This window comes from Salinicola corii (genome assembly GCF_008298015.1).
GTDB lineage: Bacteria > Pseudomonadota > Gammaproteobacteria > Pseudomonadales > Halomonadaceae > Salinicola > Salinicola corii.
In genome coordinates, this window is the sequence record NZ_VTPX01000008.1 from 125,686 (window position 1) to 144,932 (window position 19,247).

At 64.6% G+C, this 19,247-nt stretch carries 18 protein-coding genes; 10 read left to right on the top strand and 8 right to left on the bottom strand.

The features are described 5' to 3' along the window. Nucleotides 1-2: 2 nt before the first annotated feature. Genes F0A16_RS14590 through F0A16_RS14600 form a run of 3 tightly spaced genes read right to left on the bottom strand, consistent with a single transcriptional unit; the run spans nucleotide 3 to nucleotide 3,166 of the window. Nucleotides 3-1,991, bottom strand: coding sequence for a 1-deoxy-D-xylulose-5-phosphate synthase (locus F0A16_RS14590; protein ID WP_149436128.1), 1,989 nt, complete (start codon nucleotides 1,989-1,991; stop codon nucleotides 3-5). 16 nt (nucleotides 1,992-2,007) lie between these two features. Continuing rightward, nucleotides 2,008-2,898 (bottom strand): farnesyl diphosphate synthase, encoded by an 891-nt coding sequence (locus F0A16_RS14595; protein ID WP_149436129.1) that lies wholly within the window; start codon nucleotides 2,896-2,898, stop codon nucleotides 2,008-2,010. Further along, on the bottom strand, nucleotides 2,888-3,166 hold the full coding sequence (locus tag F0A16_RS14600; protein WP_239023845.1) for an exodeoxyribonuclease VII small subunit: 279 nt from the start codon (nucleotides 3,164-3,166) through the stop codon (nucleotides 2,888-2,890). The genes F0A16_RS14595 and F0A16_RS14600 overlap by 11 nt, the downstream gene beginning before the upstream one ends. A 393-nt stretch (nucleotides 3,167-3,559) precedes the next feature. Between F0A16_RS14600 and serA the strand changes: the two genes are divergently transcribed. Further along, complete coding sequence (gene serA, locus F0A16_RS14605; protein WP_149436130.1) at nucleotides 3,560-4,810, top strand: phosphoglycerate dehydrogenase; 1,251 nt, start codon at nucleotides 3,560-3,562, stop codon at nucleotides 4,808-4,810. Between the two features lie 98 nt (nucleotides 4,811-4,908). Here serA and F0A16_RS14610 read toward each other — a convergent pair whose 3' ends face one another. Both F0A16_RS14610 and F0A16_RS14615 read right to left on the bottom strand, forming a co-directional pair. Beyond that, nucleotides 4,909-5,088, bottom strand: a complete 180-nt coding sequence (locus F0A16_RS14610; protein ID WP_149436131.1) for a hypothetical protein — start codon at nucleotides 5,086-5,088, stop codon at nucleotides 4,909-4,911. 86 nt (nucleotides 5,089-5,174) lie between these two features. Further along, nucleotides 5,175-7,247, bottom strand: coding sequence for a TonB-dependent receptor family protein (locus tag F0A16_RS14615; RefSeq protein WP_149436132.1), 2,073 nt, complete (start codon nucleotides 7,245-7,247; stop codon nucleotides 5,175-5,177). A gap of 211 nt (nucleotides 7,248-7,458) precedes the next feature. Here F0A16_RS14615 and F0A16_RS14620 point away from each other — a divergent pair, with 211 nt between their 5' ends. Next, nucleotides 7,459-7,983, top strand: coding sequence for an SDR family NAD(P)-dependent oxidoreductase (locus F0A16_RS14620; RefSeq protein ID WP_149436133.1), 525 nt, complete (start codon nucleotides 7,459-7,461; stop codon nucleotides 7,981-7,983). Between the two features lie 82 nt (nucleotides 7,984-8,065). Here the strand turns inward: F0A16_RS14620 and F0A16_RS14625 are convergent, their stop codons facing one another. From F0A16_RS14625 to F0A16_RS14635, 3 genes are all read right to left on the bottom strand, one after another. Continuing rightward, nucleotides 8,066-8,806: a DUF481 domain-containing protein gene (locus tag F0A16_RS14625; RefSeq protein ID WP_187776027.1), complete on the bottom strand. Its 741-nt coding sequence runs from the start codon at nucleotides 8,804-8,806 to the stop codon at nucleotides 8,066-8,068. A 533-nt stretch (nucleotides 8,807-9,339) separates the two neighbouring features. Next, nucleotides 9,340-10,560 (bottom strand): amino acid deaminase, encoded by a 1,221-nt coding sequence (locus F0A16_RS14630; RefSeq protein WP_149436135.1) that lies wholly within the window; start codon nucleotides 10,558-10,560, stop codon nucleotides 9,340-9,342. Between the two features lie 23 nt (nucleotides 10,561-10,583). Continuing rightward, nucleotides 10,584-11,354: an IclR family transcriptional regulator gene (locus tag F0A16_RS14635; RefSeq protein ID WP_149436136.1), complete on the bottom strand. Its 771-nt coding sequence runs from the start codon at nucleotides 11,352-11,354 to the stop codon at nucleotides 10,584-10,586. Between the two features lie 165 nt (nucleotides 11,355-11,519). On the opposite strand from F0A16_RS14635, the gene F0A16_RS14640 reads away from it, so the two are divergent. From F0A16_RS14640 to F0A16_RS14675, 8 genes are all read left to right on the top strand, one after another. Continuing rightward, entirely contained in the window at nucleotides 11,520-12,359 is an 840-nt protein-coding gene (locus F0A16_RS14640; RefSeq protein ID WP_149436137.1) for a transporter substrate-binding domain-containing protein, read from the top strand. A gap of 84 nt (nucleotides 12,360-12,443) precedes the next feature. Continuing rightward, nucleotides 12,444-13,109: an amino acid ABC transporter permease gene (locus tag F0A16_RS14645; RefSeq protein WP_149436138.1), complete on the top strand. Its 666-nt coding sequence runs from the start codon at nucleotides 12,444-12,446 to the stop codon at nucleotides 13,107-13,109. Between the two features lies 1 nt (nucleotide 13,110). Then, entirely contained in the window at nucleotides 13,111-13,785 is a 675-nt protein-coding gene (locus tag F0A16_RS14650; RefSeq protein ID WP_149436139.1) for an amino acid ABC transporter permease, read from the top strand. Continuing rightward, nucleotides 13,782-14,546, top strand: a complete 765-nt coding sequence (locus F0A16_RS14655; RefSeq protein WP_149436140.1) for an amino acid ABC transporter ATP-binding protein — start codon at nucleotides 13,782-13,784, stop codon at nucleotides 14,544-14,546. The genes F0A16_RS14650 and F0A16_RS14655 overlap by 4 nt, the downstream gene beginning before the upstream one ends. Before the next feature lie 181 nt (nucleotides 14,547-14,727). Continuing rightward, entirely contained in the window at nucleotides 14,728-15,591 is an 864-nt protein-coding gene (locus F0A16_RS14660; RefSeq protein WP_149436141.1) for a MurR/RpiR family transcriptional regulator, read from the top strand. 16 nt (nucleotides 15,592-15,607) lie between these two features. Continuing rightward, the gene (locus F0A16_RS14665) at nucleotides 15,608-17,077 is read left to right on the top strand and encodes an N-acyl-D-amino-acid deacylase family protein (RefSeq protein WP_149436142.1); all 1,470 of its coding nucleotides are present in this window, start codon (nucleotides 15,608-15,610) and stop codon (nucleotides 17,075-17,077) included. Between the two features lie 53 nt (nucleotides 17,078-17,130). After that, the gene (locus F0A16_RS14670) at nucleotides 17,131-17,523 is read left to right on the top strand and encodes a RidA family protein (RefSeq protein WP_075560924.1); all 393 of its coding nucleotides are present in this window, start codon (nucleotides 17,131-17,133) and stop codon (nucleotides 17,521-17,523) included. A gap of 200 nt (nucleotides 17,524-17,723) precedes the next feature. Further along, the gene (locus F0A16_RS14675) at nucleotides 17,724-19,214 is read left to right on the top strand and encodes a sodium:solute symporter family protein (RefSeq protein ID WP_149436143.1); all 1,491 of its coding nucleotides are present in this window, start codon (nucleotides 17,724-17,726) and stop codon (nucleotides 19,212-19,214) included. Nucleotides 19,215-19,247 lie beyond the last annotated feature (33 nt).

Here is a 19,247-nt window from a genome sequence, read left to right on the forward strand (position 1 = left end):
TATCAGTCGTTGTTGGTGTTCAAGCGTTGACGGATGGCGGCCTCGATCCCCGGGGCGTCCAGGCCGCAATCGCGCAGTAGCTCGGCGGGCTTGCCATGTTCGACGAAGGCATCGGGAATCCCCAGGTTGAGCACCTGGGCCTCGACGCCTTCCGCTGCCAGTAGTTCGTTGACGCCGCTACCCGCGCCGCCGGCCACCACGTTTTCCTCCAGCGTCACCAGCAGATCGTGATTCCGTGCGACCGCCACGATCGCCTCCCGGTCCAGCGGCTTCACCGAGCGCATGTTGAGGTGCGTCGCATCGAGCTGCTCGGCGACCTCGGCAGCCGGCGTATTGAGACTACCGAAAACCAACAGCGCAACACGCTTCTCCGGCGCGGCCGATTCCCGCCGCAGCTCGGACTTGCCGATCGGCACGCGAGCTTTCAGGTCCGTCGGGATTTCGCTGCCGGGCCCGGTTCCGCGCGGATAGCGCACCGCGGCAGGGCCCTCGTGATGGTAGGCGGTCGACAACATCGCCCGGCACTCGGCCTCGTCCGCCGGCGCCAGAATGATCATGCCCGGCACGCAGCGCAGATAGGAGAGGTCCAGCGCACCGTGATGCGTCGGGCCATCCTCGCCGACGAGACCGGCCCGATCGATGGCAAAGGTCACATCGAGATGCTGGACGGCGACGTCGTGAATCAGCTGATCGTAGCCGCGCTGCAGGAAGGTCGAGTAGATCGCGACGACCGGCTTCATCGCCTCGCAGGCCATGCCGGCCGCCAGCGTCACTGCATGCTGCTCGGCGATCGCCACGTCGTAGTAGCGCTCGGGATAGGTCTGCGAGAAGCGGATCAGGTCCGAGCCTTCGCGCATCGCCGGCGTAATCCCGATCAACCTTTGATCCTCGGCCGCCATGTCGCACAGCCAGTCGCCGAAGACGTTGCAATACTTGCGCGGCTTCGGGCGCACTAATTCATCCGTGCGCGGCTTCGGGTCCGCCATCGATTCGGACGCCCCAACCTCGCTCGCCGGTGGCGTGGTCGCATCCACCGCCGGTGGCTTCGGCGGCGTCTTCTCCAGCTTGGTGATCGCGTGGAAGCCAATGGGATCGGCTTCCGCCGGCCGGAAACCGCGCCCCTTACGGGTGCGAACGTGGAGAAACTGCGGACCATCGAGGTCGCGCACGGCTTCCAGTGCCTGATTCAGCGCCGCCAGATCGTGGCCGTCGATCGGCCCGAGATAGTTGAAGCCCATCTCCTCGAACAGCGTCGCCGGACTGATCATGCCTTTGACGTGTTCTTCGGTGCGCCGCGCGAACTCGAGCGCCCCGGGCAGGTGCGAGAGCATCCGCTTGCCGTTCTCACGCATGACGGTGTACGGCTTGCTGGTCAGTATTCGCGTTAGATAACTGGCCATGCCACCGACGTTTTCCGAGATCGACATCTCGTTGTCGTTGAGCACGACGAGCAGGTTGGCGTTGACGTGGCCGGCGTGGGCCAGCGCCTCGAACGCCATGCCCGCCGTCAACGCGCCGTCGCCAATAATCGCGCAGACACGACGTGTCTCGCTCTTGGTCCGGGCGCTCAGCGCCATGCCCAACGCCGCCGAGATCGACGTGCTCGAGTGGCCGACCCCGAAGGTGTCGAACGGAGACTCTTCGCGCCGTGGAAACGCTGCCAGCCCACCATACTGGCGGATGCTGGACAACGCCTCGCGCCGCCCGGTCAAGATCTTGTGCGGGTAGGCCTGGTGGCCAACGTCCCACACCAGCCGGTCATGAGGCGTCTCCAACGCACGGTGCAGCGCCACGGTCAGCTCGACAACGCCGAGGCCAGCGCCGAAATGACCGCCACTACAGCCTACGCTGTATAGCAGGTAGGCGCGCAGCTCGTCGGCGACCTGTCGCTGTTGAGACAGAGACAGCGTGCGCAGACTCGCCGGCGACTCGAGCGTGTCGAGCAGCGGGGTGAATGGGCGCTGAGTAGGGATTTCATCGAACAGCTTCATAAAAGTCGTTACCGGGTCAGTGATCGCGATCGATCATGAAACGGGCCAGAGCCGCCAGTGACAGGCCTGCCTCGCCCAGCGGCTGCAGGGCCTCGAGCGCCTCTTCGAGCAGGTCGAGAGCGCGGTCACGGGCCTGCGCGACACCGAGAAGAGCAGGATAGGTGGGTTTGTCGCGGCGCGCGTCGGCGCCGGAGGTCTTGCCCAGCGTCCGGGTGTCGCCGGTGACGTCGAGAACGTCGTCGTGAATCTGAAATGCCAGCCCCATCGCCGCGGCGTAGCGGTCCAGCGCCGCGATTCTGGGATCGGACTCCTCGACCGCAACCAGCGCCCCCAGGCGCACGGCGGCACGGATCAACGCCCCGGTCTTGTGCTGGTGCATCATTTGCAGTGCCGCAAGATCCATCGGCGCGCCGACGGCACCGAGATCGATCGCCTGCCCCGCCGCCATGCCATCCCGGCCGGCGGCCTGGGCGAGCGTGGTGACCAAGGCCGCCAGACGCGGATGCGGCCTGGAGGCGAGCGCCTCGAACGCCAGCGTCTGCAGCGCATCGCCGGCCAGAATGGCCAGCGGCTCGTCGAAGGCACGATGAACCGTCGGTCGGCCGCGGCGAAGGTCGTCGTCGTCCATCGCCGGCAGATCGTCATGGACCAGTGAGTAGGCATGGATCATCTCGATCGCCGCCGCCGGCGCATCCAGCGCGTCGTCCCCGGCCCCGAGCGCACGGCCGGCGAGATAGACCAGCACCGGACGCAGCCGCTTGCCCGTTCCCAGCACGCTGTAACGGAGTGCGTCGTCGAGGGCGGCACAGCTACCGTTCTGGCGATTGAGCCAGCCGGTCAAGACGTGCTCGCTGCGTGATCGCGCCGCGTCGATTCCCGCCGCGACGCCGGGGTGATCAGCGCTCATCGTCCGGCTCCCGAGTCTCGAACGGCACGGACTGCAGGCTACCGTCGCCCTGTTCGAGCAGTGCCTGGACCTTGAGTTCGGCGCTGTCGAGGCGGTGCTGGGCATCCCGTGTCAGCCGGATGCCGCGCTCGAAGGCGCTCAGCGAGGCCTCCAGCGTCAGTTCGCCGGATTCGAGTTGAGCCACGAGCGTCTCGAGCCGATCCAGCGTCGCGGCGAAGTCCTTGGGGGCGTCCTGGGAAACGTCCTTGTCAGCCATCTTGTCGGGCATGGGGCTCTCGTGTCATCGCTCGCGGCCATCCAAATGATGCCGGGAGCTCTCTTCGAGGCGCGAACGTCCGGATAACGCCACGCCAGTTCGGAAACGGCTTCCCAGTATACACCGCCGCCCGGGGGGGACGTCTGCCCCCGACGGCAAATCCTGAACGGGCGGCCTCGTGGCCGCCCGTTCAGGGCTGGGCGATGCACGCGGTGGATGCATCCGCTTCACGTTGAAGCCGCGTCATTTTCATCCTGCCCTGCGGAGCCTGTGTTAAGCTGTGCGCCCGCTGGCGCCGCCGAGGCGGAGGCTTCCCGCCCCGGTTCGCCAGATCTTCCCCATGAACGCGACGACGCTCGTCATGCCACCGTCGCCACAAGCCGATGAAGAAGGGTTGATCCACCAATGGCCAAGACGTCTCTGGACAAGAGCAAGATCAAGATCCTCCTGCTCGAGGGCATTCATCAGTCCGCCGTGGACACGCTGCTGAACGCGGGTTACACCAGTATCGAGACGCTCTCCACGTCACTGACCGAAGAGGATCTGATCGACAAGATCCGCGACGTGCACTTCATCGGCATTCGCTCCCGGACGCAGCTCACCGAGCGGGTCTTCGCCGCAGCGGAAAAGCTGACCGCCGTCGGCTGTTTCTGCATCGGCACCAATCAGGTCGATCTCGATGCAGCGCTCAAGCGCGCCATCCCGGTGTTCAATGCGCCCTACTCCAACACCCGCTCGGTGGCGGAGCTGGTACTCGCGGAAACCGTCATGCTGCTGCGCGGCATTCCCGAGAAAAACGCCCGCGCCCATCAGGGCGGCTGGCTGAAATCGGCCAAGAACTCGCATGAGACTCGCGGCAAGACGCTGGGCATCGTCGGCTACGGCAGCATCGGCGCCCAGCTCTCGGTGCTCGCCGAGTCCCTCGGCTTGGACGTGCTCTACTACGATGTGGTGACCAAGCTGGCGATGGGCAATGCTCGCCAGGTGGGCAGCCTCGAGGAGTTGCTGGCCCGGGCCGACGTGATCAGTCTCCACGTGCCGGACCTGCCTTCCACGCGCTGGATGATCGGCGCCGAGCAGATCGCGCTGATGAAGCAGGGCGGCATCCTGATCAACGCCTCCCGCGGTTCTGTAGTGGATATCGATGCGCTGGCGGAATCACTCAGGAGCGGCAAGTTGCTGGGTGCCGCGATCGACGTTTTCCCGGTCGAGCCCAAGGGCGCCAACGAGGAGTTCACCTCGCCGCTGCGCGGTCTCGAGAACGTGATCCTGACCCCGCATATCGGCGGTTCGACCCTGGAAGCGCAGCAGAACATCGGCATCGAAGTCGCCGAGAAGCTGGTGACCTACTCCGACAATGGCACCACCATCACCTCGGTCAACTTCCCGGAAGTGGCGCTGCCGTCGCATCCGGACAAGCACCGCCTGCTGCACATCCACGAGAACGTGCCCGGAGTGCTCTCCGAGATCAACCGCGTACTCTCCGAAAACGGCATCAACATTGCCGGCCAGTTCCTGCAGACCAACGACAAGGTCGGCTACGTCGTCATCGACGTCGACAAGGCCTACGGCAAGCAGGCGCTGGAAGCGCTCAAGCAGGTCGACCACACCCTGCGCCTGCGCGTGCTCTACTCCGAGAGCGACTATCAGGTCTGAAGAACGACAACCAGACCTGAAAAGATGTCTCGATGAGCCGATGCAGCAAGCCACCCACGGGCTGCTTGCTGCGTCAGGTCCCAGGGAATGCCAAGCGCCTACGGCAACTCGCCAGTGCCATTCTGACCGCGGGAAGCGTCCGCCGGATTACTGGTTGGCCCTTCCTGGGGCACCCCGGGCTTCACCTCGCGCTGGCCATCGTTGTAGCGGTTGAACGTGCAGCCGCTGACGAGGGAGAGCAAGACCAGGGCTCCGACAAACGGGATGAAAGTACGCATAACGGTTCCTTGAATCATCGATGATGGCGGCGATACGCCGTCGCCGCTCTGGTGTTTTCCACCTTGAGGCATCGGGCTGCGATGCGTCAGAAGTCGACTCCGATACCAGCATAGACCGTTCGTCCCGGCGCTGGCTCGAAATAGCGGTCGTTACTGGCATTGATACGCACGTTGGCGTAATGCTCGACATCGAACAGGTTGCGAACGCCACCGTAGAGCTTGAGCACGGTATCGCCGCCCAGACGCCAGCCATCACCTCCGCGCAGGTTGACCAGCCAGTAGTCGCCGACGTGAACGTCGTTGGCGTTGTCGGCCACCATATCGCCGACGTACTGCGTCTCGAGCGCCGCGAAGCGCCGATCCAGTCCCTGCCAGGTCAGCCGATTGACCCAGGTCTGCTCCGGCAGTCCGGGGATGCGATTGCCATCGAAATCATTTCCAGTCTGGTCTTCGTAACTATCGAACTCGTAGCTGGCCAGCGTCAGCGCGCTGTCGATTCGCCAGCTCGGATCGAACTGCCAGCCCAGGGCGAGTTCGATGCCGTCACGATCGCTGTCGCCGGCATTCTCGTAGAAGGTACGTCCGTCATCGCCCTCGTAGGGCACCAGTTCGTCGCGGACACGCACCGAGAACAGCGCCACGTCGTAGTCGAGGCCGTTGTCGAAATTGCCGCGCAGACCGATCTCGCGATTCCAGGACTTCTGCGGCTCGATATCCGGATTGAAACCACCGATGCCAGCGGGATTGGCGAACTCGGAGAAGGTCGGCGTCTCGTAGGTGGTACCGGTATTGACGTAGACCTGATGGTGGCGACGGTAGCGGTAGCTCAACCCGGCCGAGCCGCTCCATTGATGGAAAGTGCGATCGCCGCTGTTGTCGCCATCACTGAGATAGTCGTCATCGATATCGAGATCGACCCGGTCGTAGCGCCCCCCCAGCGACAGCGTCCAGCGCTCGGTCAGATCGAGATCGCCCTGCAGGAAGGTGCCGACCGAGGTTGCCGTCTGGGTCTCGTCGGCGACCTTGTCGGTCACGTCGCCATTGAAAGCGACGTTCTTGCGTCCGCGATCGTCTTTCTGCCGCGCCAGGTCGAGTCCCGCCACATAGCGCAGCGGCATGTCGCCCACGCTCAACGTCTGGTGATACTCGGCGCTGGCACCATAATAATCGCGGTTGTAGTCGATCAGGCTATCGCCGGGATAAGGCAACTGCTGTTCGAAATCCCGCTTGAGATAGAACCCCTTGAGGTAGAACTCACCGGGGCCGGCCGACAGATCCTCGTACTGCAGACCCAGCACCTGCTGATCGACCGACTGGCCGGTGTCGTACTCCTCGGTGAACGCCCCTGCCCGGTCGCGATCCTCATGGACCTGCTCGCGGGTCAAGCCGCCTGGATCTTCCGAGCGCGGGTTGTCGAGCAGGTTGACGATGGCCGTCAGCGCGCGATCGCTACCCAGCTCGCGGCGCAGCTTGGCGTTGAGCAGGTACTTCTCGGTCGAACTGTGATCGCGATAGCCATCGACGGCGAGCGCGGAAACGCTGACGTGATGCGACCACGGGCCGTTGACGCCGCCGTTGCTGACCGAGGCTTTGCGATAACCGTCGCTGCCGCCCTCGATACGGATATGGCTGCCGGGGTCGTCGCTGCCATCGGCGGTGGTGACGCTGATCACACCGCCGGCGGCGTTACCGTACTGGACGGCGGCCGGTCCGCGAATCACCTCGATGCGTTCGGCGCTGTCGAGATCGATGGCGTCGAGCTGGGCCTGGCCATCGGGCAGGGTATAGGGAATACCATCGACGACGACGGTGATCCCGCGCACACCGAACGGTGCCCGCGCGCCGAAGCCACGGATGGAGACCCGCTGACCCTGGGCGAAGTTGTCGCGATTCTGCAGGAAGAGACCGGGCACCGTGGCCAGCGACTCGTCCAGGCGAACCCGCTGCTGGCCCTGCTGGATCTCGTCGCGTTCGACCACCGAAACGGCGGCCGGCGTCGCGTAGAGCTCGCGGGAGAGTCGCGGCGCGGTGACCTCGATCACCGGCTGCGCCTGTGCCTGCGCGCGGGGCGAAGACGGTGCCGACGTGGGCTGCGCCAGCACGACGCCGGGCATGGCAGCGCCGAGGTACAGCGCCGTCGAGAGATAACGGAATTTCATGGCGTTCCCTGCAATCAGAATGTCACCGCTTTTCCCGCGGCTTCGAATCACGATGTGGCGTCAGAGGCATCATTCTTGCGCCTCGAGCCCACCCCCGCAAGGCGGCCCCGCCTTGGGCCGGATTGGCGAGAACCTGTTACCTCGACCATGCTGGAGGCGCCAACCCGGTAACCCTTCGCATCCATCCCGCATTAAGCAAGGAGGCTTGATCATGGATCTGGCGATTCGCGGTAAAACGGCACTGATCACGGGCGCTCAGGGCGGCATCGGCCTGGCCACGGCCAAATGTCTCGCCGCCGAGGGCGTCAGTCTGGTTCTCAGCGACATGGACGCCGAGCTGCTCTCCCGTGCAGCCGACGAGATCGACGGTGATCCGCTCTGCGTCGTCGCCGACGTCACCGACCAGGCCGAGATCGACGCGCTGGTCCGCCAGGGCGTCGAACGCTTCGGCGCGATCGATATCGTCGTCCACGCCGCAGGCGTCACCGGTGCCAAGGGCGACCCGCTGGAACTCAGCGACGACGACTACGAACACGCCTGGCAGATCGACTGCACCTTCGAGGAAGCGATCGAGAGCTTTCTGGAGGAGGAGCGCCCCGGGATCGTCGCCAAGCGCCGGGGCGAAGCCGACGAAGTGGCCTTCGTCATCGCCATGCTGGCGTCGCAGCACGCCTCGTTCGTCAACGGCAGCAACGTGAGGGTGGACGGCGGCTCGGTCATCTCGGTCCAGAGTTGAGGCGAATCGCGCCCCTCCCACCCACTGGCATGAAGAACGGGGCCGAAGCCCCGTTCTGGTTCCGCGTCTCTCGCCCGACGGATCACATGTTGTAGACCAGCGACACCCCCGTGGCGGTATCGGTCTGGCTGGACGCCCCCGGCGGCGGGCTGTCGTTGAACTCGACCTCGTAGGAGACCTTGAGCGCCAGCGCGTCGTTCATCGCCACCGTCAAGGCGGTTTCCGAGCGCCCGATGAGGTTCTCGTCGGAGGCCTCGGCCGCCAGCGATTGCGAAAGCTTCGAGGTCTCCGAGAACTGCCAGTCGTAGTCGAGCCCCGCATAGAGCAGGCCGACGTCGTCGTGGCCGCCATCTTCGTACTCGTCGTGACGCACCCCCGGGCCGATCTCCACGGCCAGCGACTGCGGCGGACCGATCAGCAACTGGCGCCCGTAACCGCCGGCCAGGGTCGACTGGGAGTCGTAGCCGGAGAAGCGATCCTTGTCCCAGCGGGCCAGACCGAACAGGTAGTTGTAGGTAGAGAGGTTGTAGCGCGTCCGCCCGGCGACCAGATACTCCTCTGCCGAGGTCTCGTCGTTGTCGCTGGCGCTCTTGGTAGCCGCCTTGAAGCTGTAGGACCACGCCTGCCGGAACCAGGTCATGTCGACACCGGCACGCAGGCTCTCGCTGCTGCTGTTGCCGCTGATCTTGTTGTAGCCCAGCTCGGCGGTTCCCTCGAAGGGCTTCTCCGCCTGCGCCGGGTTGTCCATGACCTCGAAATCCTCGAGTTGGGCCTGCGCCATGCTGGCGCAGGTCAGGCCCGCGATGCCCAGGCTGGCTGCCATGAGCACTCTCAGGCGCCGCGAATGTCCCTGAGCGGGCTTTCGTCCTTGATGATTCACACTGTCGGCCTCTTGTGGCAGTCGAAACGCGCCATACGTCGAATTGACGTCAGCGCTTTTCATTAGACTTAACCCACGACGAGGAAACAACCGAACGGTGTTTTACTCCTTATTTCCCTGCGAATTCATGCTTCCCCGCGAACTCATGCTTCCCCGCGAATTCATGGCGCCCGCCCCGGCGCGAGCAGGACATCGATGGGCGGGATATAAAAAAGGCGAGCCATTGGCTCGCCACAAACTTCCGTCAATGATTCTTAGGTCTCATCCCGACGGAAGAGCGCTCGGGAGATGAACCGCGAGAGTACCGAACCGACGCATCGGCACGGCGCGCGTTTCACCCTGTCAGGGAGTTGCCGCCGACAACGAGACCCACCCGTCGTCGCCGCTCATGGATGCCAAGTTAAGCGAGCGACGACCGGGCGTCAATATTTATGGAAACCATTTCCACTTTTTTAATGGCGAATGCGACACCGGCATCAGAAGCAGGTCTCGATCACCTCCTTCACCGCCAACCGGTCGTCGACCAGCAGCAGCTGTCGCCACTTGTCGAAGGTCAGGCAGGGATGCGAAGTGCCGAAGGCGATGACATCGCCAACCGCGATCTCGGCTTCGCCGGGAACCTCGAGAAAGACGTGCTGATCCATGATCTTCGTCGTTCGCCAGGAGCGGATGTCGATGGGCGCCGGGGCGCCAGCGTCGAGCCGGGGATAGAGACGGAGCGGCAACGGCAGGTCCGGCTCATGGCCGATATCGCGCTTGCCCACGGCGATGATCGCCAGGCCCGGCTCGGGTAGCGACTGCACGTGGGCAAAAACTTCCAGCGCCGGCTTCAGTTCACCCTCGAGCTCCGGATCCCGGGCCTTGATCGCATCCATCGCACCGGCATAGAGCTTGTGATCGTGGACCACGTAACAGCCCGGTCGCAGTACCGGCGTGTAGTGCTCGCGCAGCTCCGCCCTGTCGAACGCCTCGGCGATCAGATCGAACCACTTGGAGCCGGAGGCAGTGACGATCGGCGCCTCGCGCTGGAGTGCGCCGCTGGCGCGGAGCGTCTTGACGGTATCCACCAGTCGCTCGCCATAGGCGCGCACCGCGGCGATCTCGTCGTCGCCACCGATCATGCCCTCGTAACCCTCGATGCCCACCAGCGCCAGCGCCGGCTCGGCCGCGATCGCCGCCACCAGCGCGTCGACCTGCGAGGCAGTACGGCAGCCACAGCGGCCACCGTCGATACCCAGCTCGATCAGCACGTTCAGTGTCAGGTTCCTGTCGGCGAAGAACGCCCCCAGGTCACGGACGTTGTCGGCACCGTCCACCACGCAGTAGTACTCCAGCCCCGCCTCGATGGCATCCGCCACCAGCACCATGTTGGGCCGACCGACCAGCTGATTGACCATCAGTACCCGCGCTATGCCATGGGCGTGCGCCGCTGCCGTCTGCACCGCCGTGGCCAGGGTGATGCCCCAGGCACCCGCCTCGATCTGACGCTGGAACAGCTTGGGTGCCATGGTGGTCTTGCCGTGAGGGGCGAGCTTGGCGCCATGGTCATCGGCGAAGCGCTGCATCCACGCCAGGTTGTGGGCCAGCGGCGTCTCGAGTATCGCCGCCGCCGGCAGCGGCACGTCCGCCAGCAGCTGGGCAGGCGTCGACCGTGGGGTCCCTTTCTGTGGCGTCGCAGGGGGAGTCGTCTTGTTCATGATCTGTTCTCCGGATGGGGGTGTCAGCGGGTATCGGTCTCGCGGGAGAGCGAGCGGGACGCCTCGCGCAATGCCGTGAGCAGGGTGTCACGGCGCGCCTCGTCGGCGTCGCGGCCAATGGTGAAACAGAGCGTCGCCTGGGCCGGGCCGGCGCCCTCGTGGATGGGCGCGGCCATGCAGCAGGCAAAGCTGTCGACCAGCCCCTCGGTCAGGGCGTAGCCCCGACGACGCGTCGACTCGATCTCGGCGATGAAGCCATCGATATCGATACGCTCGCCGCTGGGCAGCACGAAATCTTCCTCCGGTATCAGTCCCAGCATCGCTTCCCGACTCATGCCGCCGAGCAGCACCCGACCGGATGCGGTCCAGGGGATCGGCACCTTTACCCCGACTTCGGAGCTGATACGAAAAGGCCGGGCGCCATTCTCGTTGAGCATCACGGTGTACTTGTCACCATCCAGCATGCACAGCTGAGTGGTCTCGTCGAAACGTGCCGACAACTGGCGCATCACGGGTCGGGCCCGGCGCAGCAGGTCATTGTGGTCGGCATAGTCGAGACCGAAGTAGTGCATCGCCCGGCCGAAGAAAATCCGGCCGTCGCTCTCCGTCTCCAGCCAGCCCGCTTCACTGAGCAGATTGACCAGCTCGTAGACGCTCGACCGCGGCGCGCCGGTGGCCGCCATCAACTCCTTCGGCGTCATCGGTTGACGATGCAGATGAAGCTGTTCGCACAGGGAGATGACGCGATCGATGCCCCGGGCTCGGGGAGTCGATGTGGTACTTGAACGGCTCATATCACCTCGTTGACGTGTCTCTGGACTCAAGTCCAACGGCCTTGCCGGCAGCTGGACGACCCACTTGCGCAGGGGCGATGGATGGGTGCAGTATAAATTCATCCGGTAAATCGGACAACGATCCGATATATCGGACAAACAACAGCAACAAGACGAGCCCACTCCATGAAAACGATCCTCAAAGCGCTGAGCGCCGTTGCGGCGGTCGCCCTCATCCCCTCTGTTGCCGCCACGACTGCCCAGGCCGATACCCTGCAGACGGTTCTCGATCGCGGCGAACTGATCGTCGGCACCGGCAGCTCGAATCCGCCCTGGCACTTCACCGACAATGGCCAGACCGTCGGTTTCGATGCCGATATCGGCCACATCCTGGCCCAGGGCCTGTTCAACGATCCGAGCAAGGTCCGTTTCGTCAATCAGTCCTCGGATGCCCGCATCCCCAACCTGCTGACCAACAAGGTCGATATCTCCTGCCAGGGGATGACGGTCACGGCGGCCCGCGCCCAACAGGTCGCCTTCACCGTGCCCTACTATCGGGAAGGCGTCGGCCTGCTGATGCTCAAGGGTAGCGACTACGCCGACTATGATGCGCTCAAGGCTGCCGGCAGCGACATCACGGTCGCCGTGCTTCAGAACGTCTATGCCGAGGAGATGGTCCATCAGGCCCTGCCGGAAGCCGAGGTCGACCAGTACGAGAGCCAGAACCTGATCTACCAGGCGCTCAACTCACGTCGCGCCAATGCCGTGGCCACCGATCTGTCGACGTTGAAGTGGTACATGAAGAACAACGCCGGGCGCTACATCGACGCCGGCTACAGCTGGAATCCGCAGTCCTACGCCTGCGCCGTCTCGCCGGATGACCAGCGCTGGTTGAACTTCGTCAACACCACCCTCGAGGAAGCCATGTACGGGGTCGAGTTCCAGCGCTATGCCGATGCGTTCGAACAGTGGTTCGGCGAACGTCCTCCCGCACCGCAGACCGGCTTCCCCGCCGAAATGCGCTAACCCTCCTGACCCCGCCGACGTTGCCGGGCAACCTCTCGCCCGGCAACGCTCTCCCGAACCGCTTCCCCGAGCGGATGGACTGACATGAACTATCACTTCAACTTCGCCCCCATCCTGGAGCAGTGGCCGTTGCTGCTGAGCGGCATCGGTCTCGGCCTGCTGCTGGCGCTGGTATCGATCGCCATCGGCTCCGTGCTGGGGCTGGTCGTGGCCTTCGCCAGTCGCGCTCCCAGCCGCTGGCTACGCAGCCTGGCCTTCACCTGGATTTCGATCCTCCGAAACCTGCCGATCCTGGTGATCGTGCTGTTTCTCTTCTTCGGCATGCCGCAACTCGGTCTGTCGCTGGACAAGATCACCAGCTTCGTCGTGGCCCTGTCGCTCTACGCCAGTGCCTACATGGCGGAGGTCTTCCGCGGCGGCCTGTTGAGCGTTCCCCAGGGCCTGGTCGAGGCAGGCCAGGCGATCGGCCTGACCTCGCTGCGGATCAAGCGCTACATCGTGCTGCCGATCATGTTCCGCAACGCACTGCCGGCGTTCGGCAACAACTTCATCTCGCTGTTCAAGGACACCTCGCTGGCGGCCACCATCGCGGTTCCCGAGCTGACGTTCTATGCCCGCAAGATCAACTCCGAGACCTTCCGGGTCATCGAAGTCTGGCTCGTGGCGTCGCTGCTCTACATCGTCTGCTGCTACGCCATCACGCTGGTGCTGAGAGCGATGGAAAAACGGCTCGTGCTGGAGAAAGCCTGATATGGACTGGACCTACTTCTTCAACGAGGTCGTGAACAACCGTGATGCACTGCTGCACGGCACGGCGATCACCTTCGCGGTATCGCTGATCGCCATTCTGACCGGCACCGTGCTCGGGATCGTGATCGGCATTGCCGTCACCTACGGCAACAAGCCATTGCGGTGGCCGGCCCGGCTCTATATCGACATCATTCGCGGTACGCCGGTGCTGGTACTGGTGCTGGCGACGTTCTACGTCTCCGCCGCCGTGGGCCTGAATTTCAACGCTTTCCAGGCCGGCGCGCTGGCGCTCACGCTGTTCTGCGCCTCCCATGTCGGCGAGATACTGCGTGGCGCCCTGCAGTCGTTGTCGCGCGGCCAGATCGAGGCCGGCCGCGCCATCGGCCTTACCTTTGACGGCATCTTTCGCTACATCCTGTTCCCCCAGGCGTTGCGCTACGCCCTGCCGACCTGGATCACCGCCGCGGTGGAGATGGTCAAGGCCTCGACGCTGCTGTCGGTGATCGGTGTCGCCGAGCTTCTGCTCACCACCCAGCAGATCATCAGCAACAACTTTCTCAACATGCAGTTCTACCTGCTGGCCGGGGTGATCTATTTCCTGATCGACTTCGCCATCGAGCAGGTCGGGCGTTTCATCGGTCGGCGTCTCGACCAACCGACGAGGAGAACGGTATGACCCCTATCGTGGAAGTGCGCGATCTACACAAGCGTTTCGGCGAACTCGAGGTACTGAAGGGCATCGATTTCACGGTCGCCGAGGGCGAGGTCGTCTCGATCATCGGCGCCAGCGGTTCCGGCAAGACTACCCTGCTGCGCTGCCTCAACCTGCTCGAGGAGTTTCATCGGGGCGACGTGCTGATCGGCGGCGAGGCGATTGGCTACCACCTCCGGCGTGGCCAGCGGGTCCGCATCGGCGAACGGGAAGTCGCACGTCAGCGAGCGATGACCGGCATGGTGTTCCAGGCCTTCAATCTGTTTCCGCACATGAGCGCGCTGGATAACGTCACGCTCGGCCTGACCAAGGTGCGTGGCATGCCCAGGCCCCAGGCGGTCGAGCTGGCGGATCACTGGCTAGACCGGGTGGGCATGCTCAAGCGGCGGGATCATCGCCCTTCCCAGCTCTCCGGCGGTCAACAGCAGCGCGTGGCCATCGCCAGGGCCATCGCCATGAGTCCCAAGGTGATGCTGTTCGATGAAGCCACGTCCGCACTCGACCCGGAGCGCGTCGGCGAAGTGCTGGAGACGATTCGATCCCTCGCCCAAGAGGGCATGACCATGGTGCTGGTCACGCATGAAATGCGCTTCGCGCGGGACGTCTCCGACAAGGTCGTGTTCATGGAGGATGGTCGGATCGCCGAACAGGGCCCGCCCCAGCGGCTGTTCCTGAATCCCGAGTCGCCGCGCCTGCAGGCGTTTCTCAAGACCTCGTCGTTCTAGCGCTTCCTGACTGCCGGCCCGTTCGAGCCTCTCGGGCGGGCCGCCCGGCAGTGGTATTACCTAAGACTTTGGGCGGGATTTTGCGCTACTGAAAGGTAATAACTTTCAACTACAATATTTTTGAGTTAGAAAGTACCAGACCAGGAAGAGCATCCCCGAAGTGACGTCGAAGGAAAGCCACGTGAGCCAGCAGATCGACATCCTGTCGCATATCACCGCCTGTCTGCCGAGCCTGCGCGAGGCGGAGAAGAAGGTCGCCAATCTGATCTTCGACGATATCGACTTCGTCGCCGAGGCAAGCATCGGCGAGATCGCCAGGCGCGCTGCGGTGAGCGATGCCACGGTGACCCGCTTCGCCCGTGCGGTGGACTGCCGCAACGTGCGCGATCTCAAGACCCGCCTGACCCGGGCGCTGGCGGCCGGCCGCCGTTTCATCCAGGAAGCCAGCGAGGACGATGGCCTGGGGGTGATCTACGACACCGCCGCCCAGACCCTGGCGCTCAACCGCACGCTGATGGAGCAGGCGGATGTCGAGGGCGCGGTGGCGATGCTCGACGACGCCCGCCAGATTCTGGTGTTCGGCGCCGGCGGCGGTTCGACGGTGATGGCGCAGGAGATGCAGTTCCGGCTGGTCCGCCTCGGCTATGCGATCAGCGCCTATCCGCAAGCGCTCTTGCCGCGCATGGTCGCCTCGACCCTGGAACCCGACGATGTGGTCGTCGCGCTCTCGGTGACCGGCTACACGCCGGAAATCAATGATGCCGCGGAGCTGGCGCGTGAATACGGCGCGCGCGTCCTGGCGATTACCGCCACCGGTTCGCCACTGGCCAAGGTCGCCGATATCACGCTGCCGCTGGCCGCCCGCGAGACCGACTACATCTATTTTCCGTCGTCGTCGCGCTACGCCATGATGGCCGCCATCGACATGCTGGCCCTCGGCCTGGCACTGCGCCATCGCTCGCGCACCCGCGACAAGCTGCGGCGACTCAAGATCACCCTCGATGCCCATCGCGGCGGCGACAATCGCCAGCCGCTGGGGGATTGAGAACCCGGGAGCCACCATGCCTCACGACTTGTTGATTCGCCGCGCCAGCGTCATCGACGGCAGCGGACGCGAGCCCTTCATCGCCGATATCGCGATCGACGACGACCGGATCGTCGCCATCGGCGACCTGGACGATGAGGAGGCGGGAACGATCATCGATGCCGAAGGGCTGATTCTCGCCCCCGGTTTCATCGATGTGCATACCCACGACGACACCAACGTCATCCGCACCCCCCAGATGCTCCCCAAGCTGTCCCAGGGCGTCACCACGGTGGTGGTCGGCAACTGCGGCATCAGCGCCAGCCCGGTGCGACTTTCCGGCGAAGTGCCGGACCCGATGAACCTTCTCGGCCGGGCGGAGGATTTCCGCTACCCGACCTTCGCCGCCTACGCCGAGGCAATCGAGCAGGCGCAACCCAGCGTCAACGTCGCGGCGCTGATCGGCCATACCAGCCTGCGCAGCCAGGTCATGGACCGCTTCGATCGGGCCGCCAGCGACGACGAGATCGCCGCCATGCGCAAGCAGCTGGAGACGGCGCTGGCCGAAGGCGCCGTGGGCATGAGCTCCGGGCTCGCCTACCGCAACGCCTATCACGCCCCCATCGCCGAGATGAACGCGCTCGTCGAGGCAGTCGGCCGCGCCGGCGGCGTCTACACCACGCATCTCCGTGACGAGTTCGCCGGGCTCCCAGAAGCAATGGATGAAGCTTTCGCCACCGCCAGGCACGGTCAGGCGCCGCTGGTGATCTCGCACCTCAAATGCGCCGGTGCCGGCAACTGGGGCAATGCGCCCAGGGCGCTGGCGAAGCTCGACGACGCCGCGCTCTCCCACGGCGTGCACTGCGACTGCTACCCGTACACCGCCGGCTCCTCGACACTGGATCTGGGCCAGGTCACCGACGAGATCGACATCTTCATCACCTGGTCCGACCCGCACCCGGAGATGGCGCGCCAGCCGCTGAAGGCGATCGCCGAGCAGTGGGAGCTGTCGCTGATGGACGCGGCCCGGCGTCTGCAGCCGGCCGGTGCCGTCTATCACAACATGAGCGAGGCGGACATGCGTCAGGTGCTGTCGCATCCGTTGTCGATGGTCGGCTCCGACGGCCTGCCCAACGATCCGCACCCGCATCCGCGGCTGTGGGGTGCCTTCCCGCGGGTACTCGCCCACTACAGCCGCGACCTGAAACTGCTGCCGCTGACCGAAGCGGTGCGCAAGATGACCGGGCTTTCCGCCGCCAACTTCGGCCTCACCGATCGCGGCGAGATCCGCGTCGGCGCCTTCGCCGATCTGGTGCTGTTCGATCTCGACGCTCTCGAGGACACCGCGACCTACACCGCGCCGATCGCCAAGGCGAGCGGCATCGAGCTGGTCGTCGTCAACGGCGTGGTCAGCTACCGCCAGGGCGAGGCCAGCGAACATCGGGCCGGACGACTGCTGCGGCGCCAGGTCCGGCTGTCGGCCCGGCCTTCCCGCACCGCATCATGATTTTTCATTCGCATTACCCACCCGATCATTGAGACAACCCAGGAGAAAACCGTATGAGCATCAAACGTTATGGCGTCGAGGGCGGCGTCGGCACCGGCGGCCAGAAACTGCCCTTCGCCCGCGCCACCGAAGCGGCCGGCTGGCTGTTCGTCTCCGGCCAGACGCCGATGACCGACGGCGAAGTCGTCGAGGGCAGCATCGTCGAGCAGTCGCGGCTGGCCTTCGCCAACTGCCTGAAGATCGCCGAGGAGGCCGGCTATGGCGTCGAGGACGTGGTCCACGTCACCGCGGTACTCACCGACGCGCGCTACTTCAGCTCGTTCAACAAGGTGTTCAAGGAAGTGTTCGGCGATCATCCCCCGGCGCGGATCTGCAGCGTTCAGGACCTGGTCGTCGACTGCAAGGTTGAGGTGGACATCAAGTGCTATCGCGCCGATCGCGCCTAGTTTCGAAGCTCGTGGCGCTTCGGTGCAGCGCCGATCCACTGACACTCGCAGAAAAGAAACAGACGCCGGAAAAGGCGTGAGAAAGAAAGGTGGCCGCGCCCCGGCAAGGGCGCGACCGCAGTGAAAAACCTCATAGGCCATGACATTCCACACTGCTCCGGTCGCGGCAACGACCGGAACGACAATTATAAGAGGTCGTTATGAACAGTCACGTTTTCCTCGGGGCCTTCATCGTTTATGTGATCGTGATGATCGCATTCGGTGCCTGGGTCTCTCGCAAGAGCCGCGGCACCGGCGACGATTTCCTGCTCGGCGGGCGTAGTGTCCCGATCTTCCTCACTATCGGCACCACGGTGGCCACCATGGTCGGCACCGGTTCCAGCATGGGCGCCGTGGGTTTCGGCTACGCCAACGGCTGGGCCGGCGCGCTCTATGGCATCGGCGGCTCCATTGGCGTGCTGTTGCTGGCGTTCTGGTTCGCCCCGGTGCGCCGCTTCCGCTTCATGACCATGAGCGAGGAGCTTTCCTACTACGTCGGCGCCAATCGCTGGGTGCGCAACATCGTCGCGGTTTTGATCTACATCGCCTGTATCGGCTGGCTGGGCGCGCATATCCTCGGCGGCGGGCTCTATCTGTCGTGGATGGCGGGGATCGATCTGACCACGGCACGTATCCTGGTGGCACTGGGCTTCGGTGTCTACTGCGTGATCGGTGGCTACATGGCGGTGATCTGGACCGATACCGTGCAGGCGGTGGTCCTGTTCATCGGTTTCATCGTGATGGCGATCATCGCGCTGTTCGAGGTCGGCGGCTTCTCCGGTCTCGGCGCCAACATGGATGTCGCCGCCATCAGCTTCCTGGGCATCGACAAGGTCGGGCTGGTACCGGCGATCTCGCTCGCCGCCGTCATCGCCGTCGGCGTGCTGGCGACCCCCTCCTACCGCCAGCGGATCTACTCGGGCAACTCGGTCAGTTCGGTGCGCAAGTCGTTCGTGATCACCGGCATCCTCTATCTGTTCTTCTCGATCATCCCGGCGATCATCGGCATGGCGACCCACGCCCTGAATCCCGGGCTCGACAACAGCAACTTCGCCTTCCCGTTCCTGGCCACCGAGATCTTGCCGCTGTGGCTGGGCCTGCTGCTGCTGGTCGCGGGGCTGTCGGCGACCATGTCCAGCGCGAGCTCCGATGCCATCGCCGGCGTCTCGATCCTGCTGCGTGATGTCTACGTGCTGTTCACCGGCCATACGCCGTCGGCCCGCAAGGTCGTGGGTCTGTCGCGACTGGCGCTGGTCGCCACCATCGGCCTGGCGCTGCTGTTCGCACTGACCTCCAACAACGTCATCAGCTACATCACCAGCATGATCGCCACGGTGATGGCGGGGATGTTCGTCTGTGGCGTGCTGGGGCGCTTCTGGCCACGCTACAACTGGCAGGGCGCCATCGCCACCCTGATCGCCGCGTCGGCGACCTCGCTGGCAGTGATCAACGTGGACAGCTTGACGGCCTTCTGGGGCAATCCCAGCATCCCCGCCGTCCTGGTGGCGCTAATCGCGGGCGTCGTGGTCAGCCTGGTCACGCCCGCCTCGAAGGTGACACCGGAGCAGGCGCTCAAGATCATCGACGACGAGCGCGAACGCATGGAACTGGAGGAGGACCCCGCCAGCGTGCTCAGCGGCAAGTCGGTCTGATACGGAACCGTCGGCACCAACGAAAACGCCACC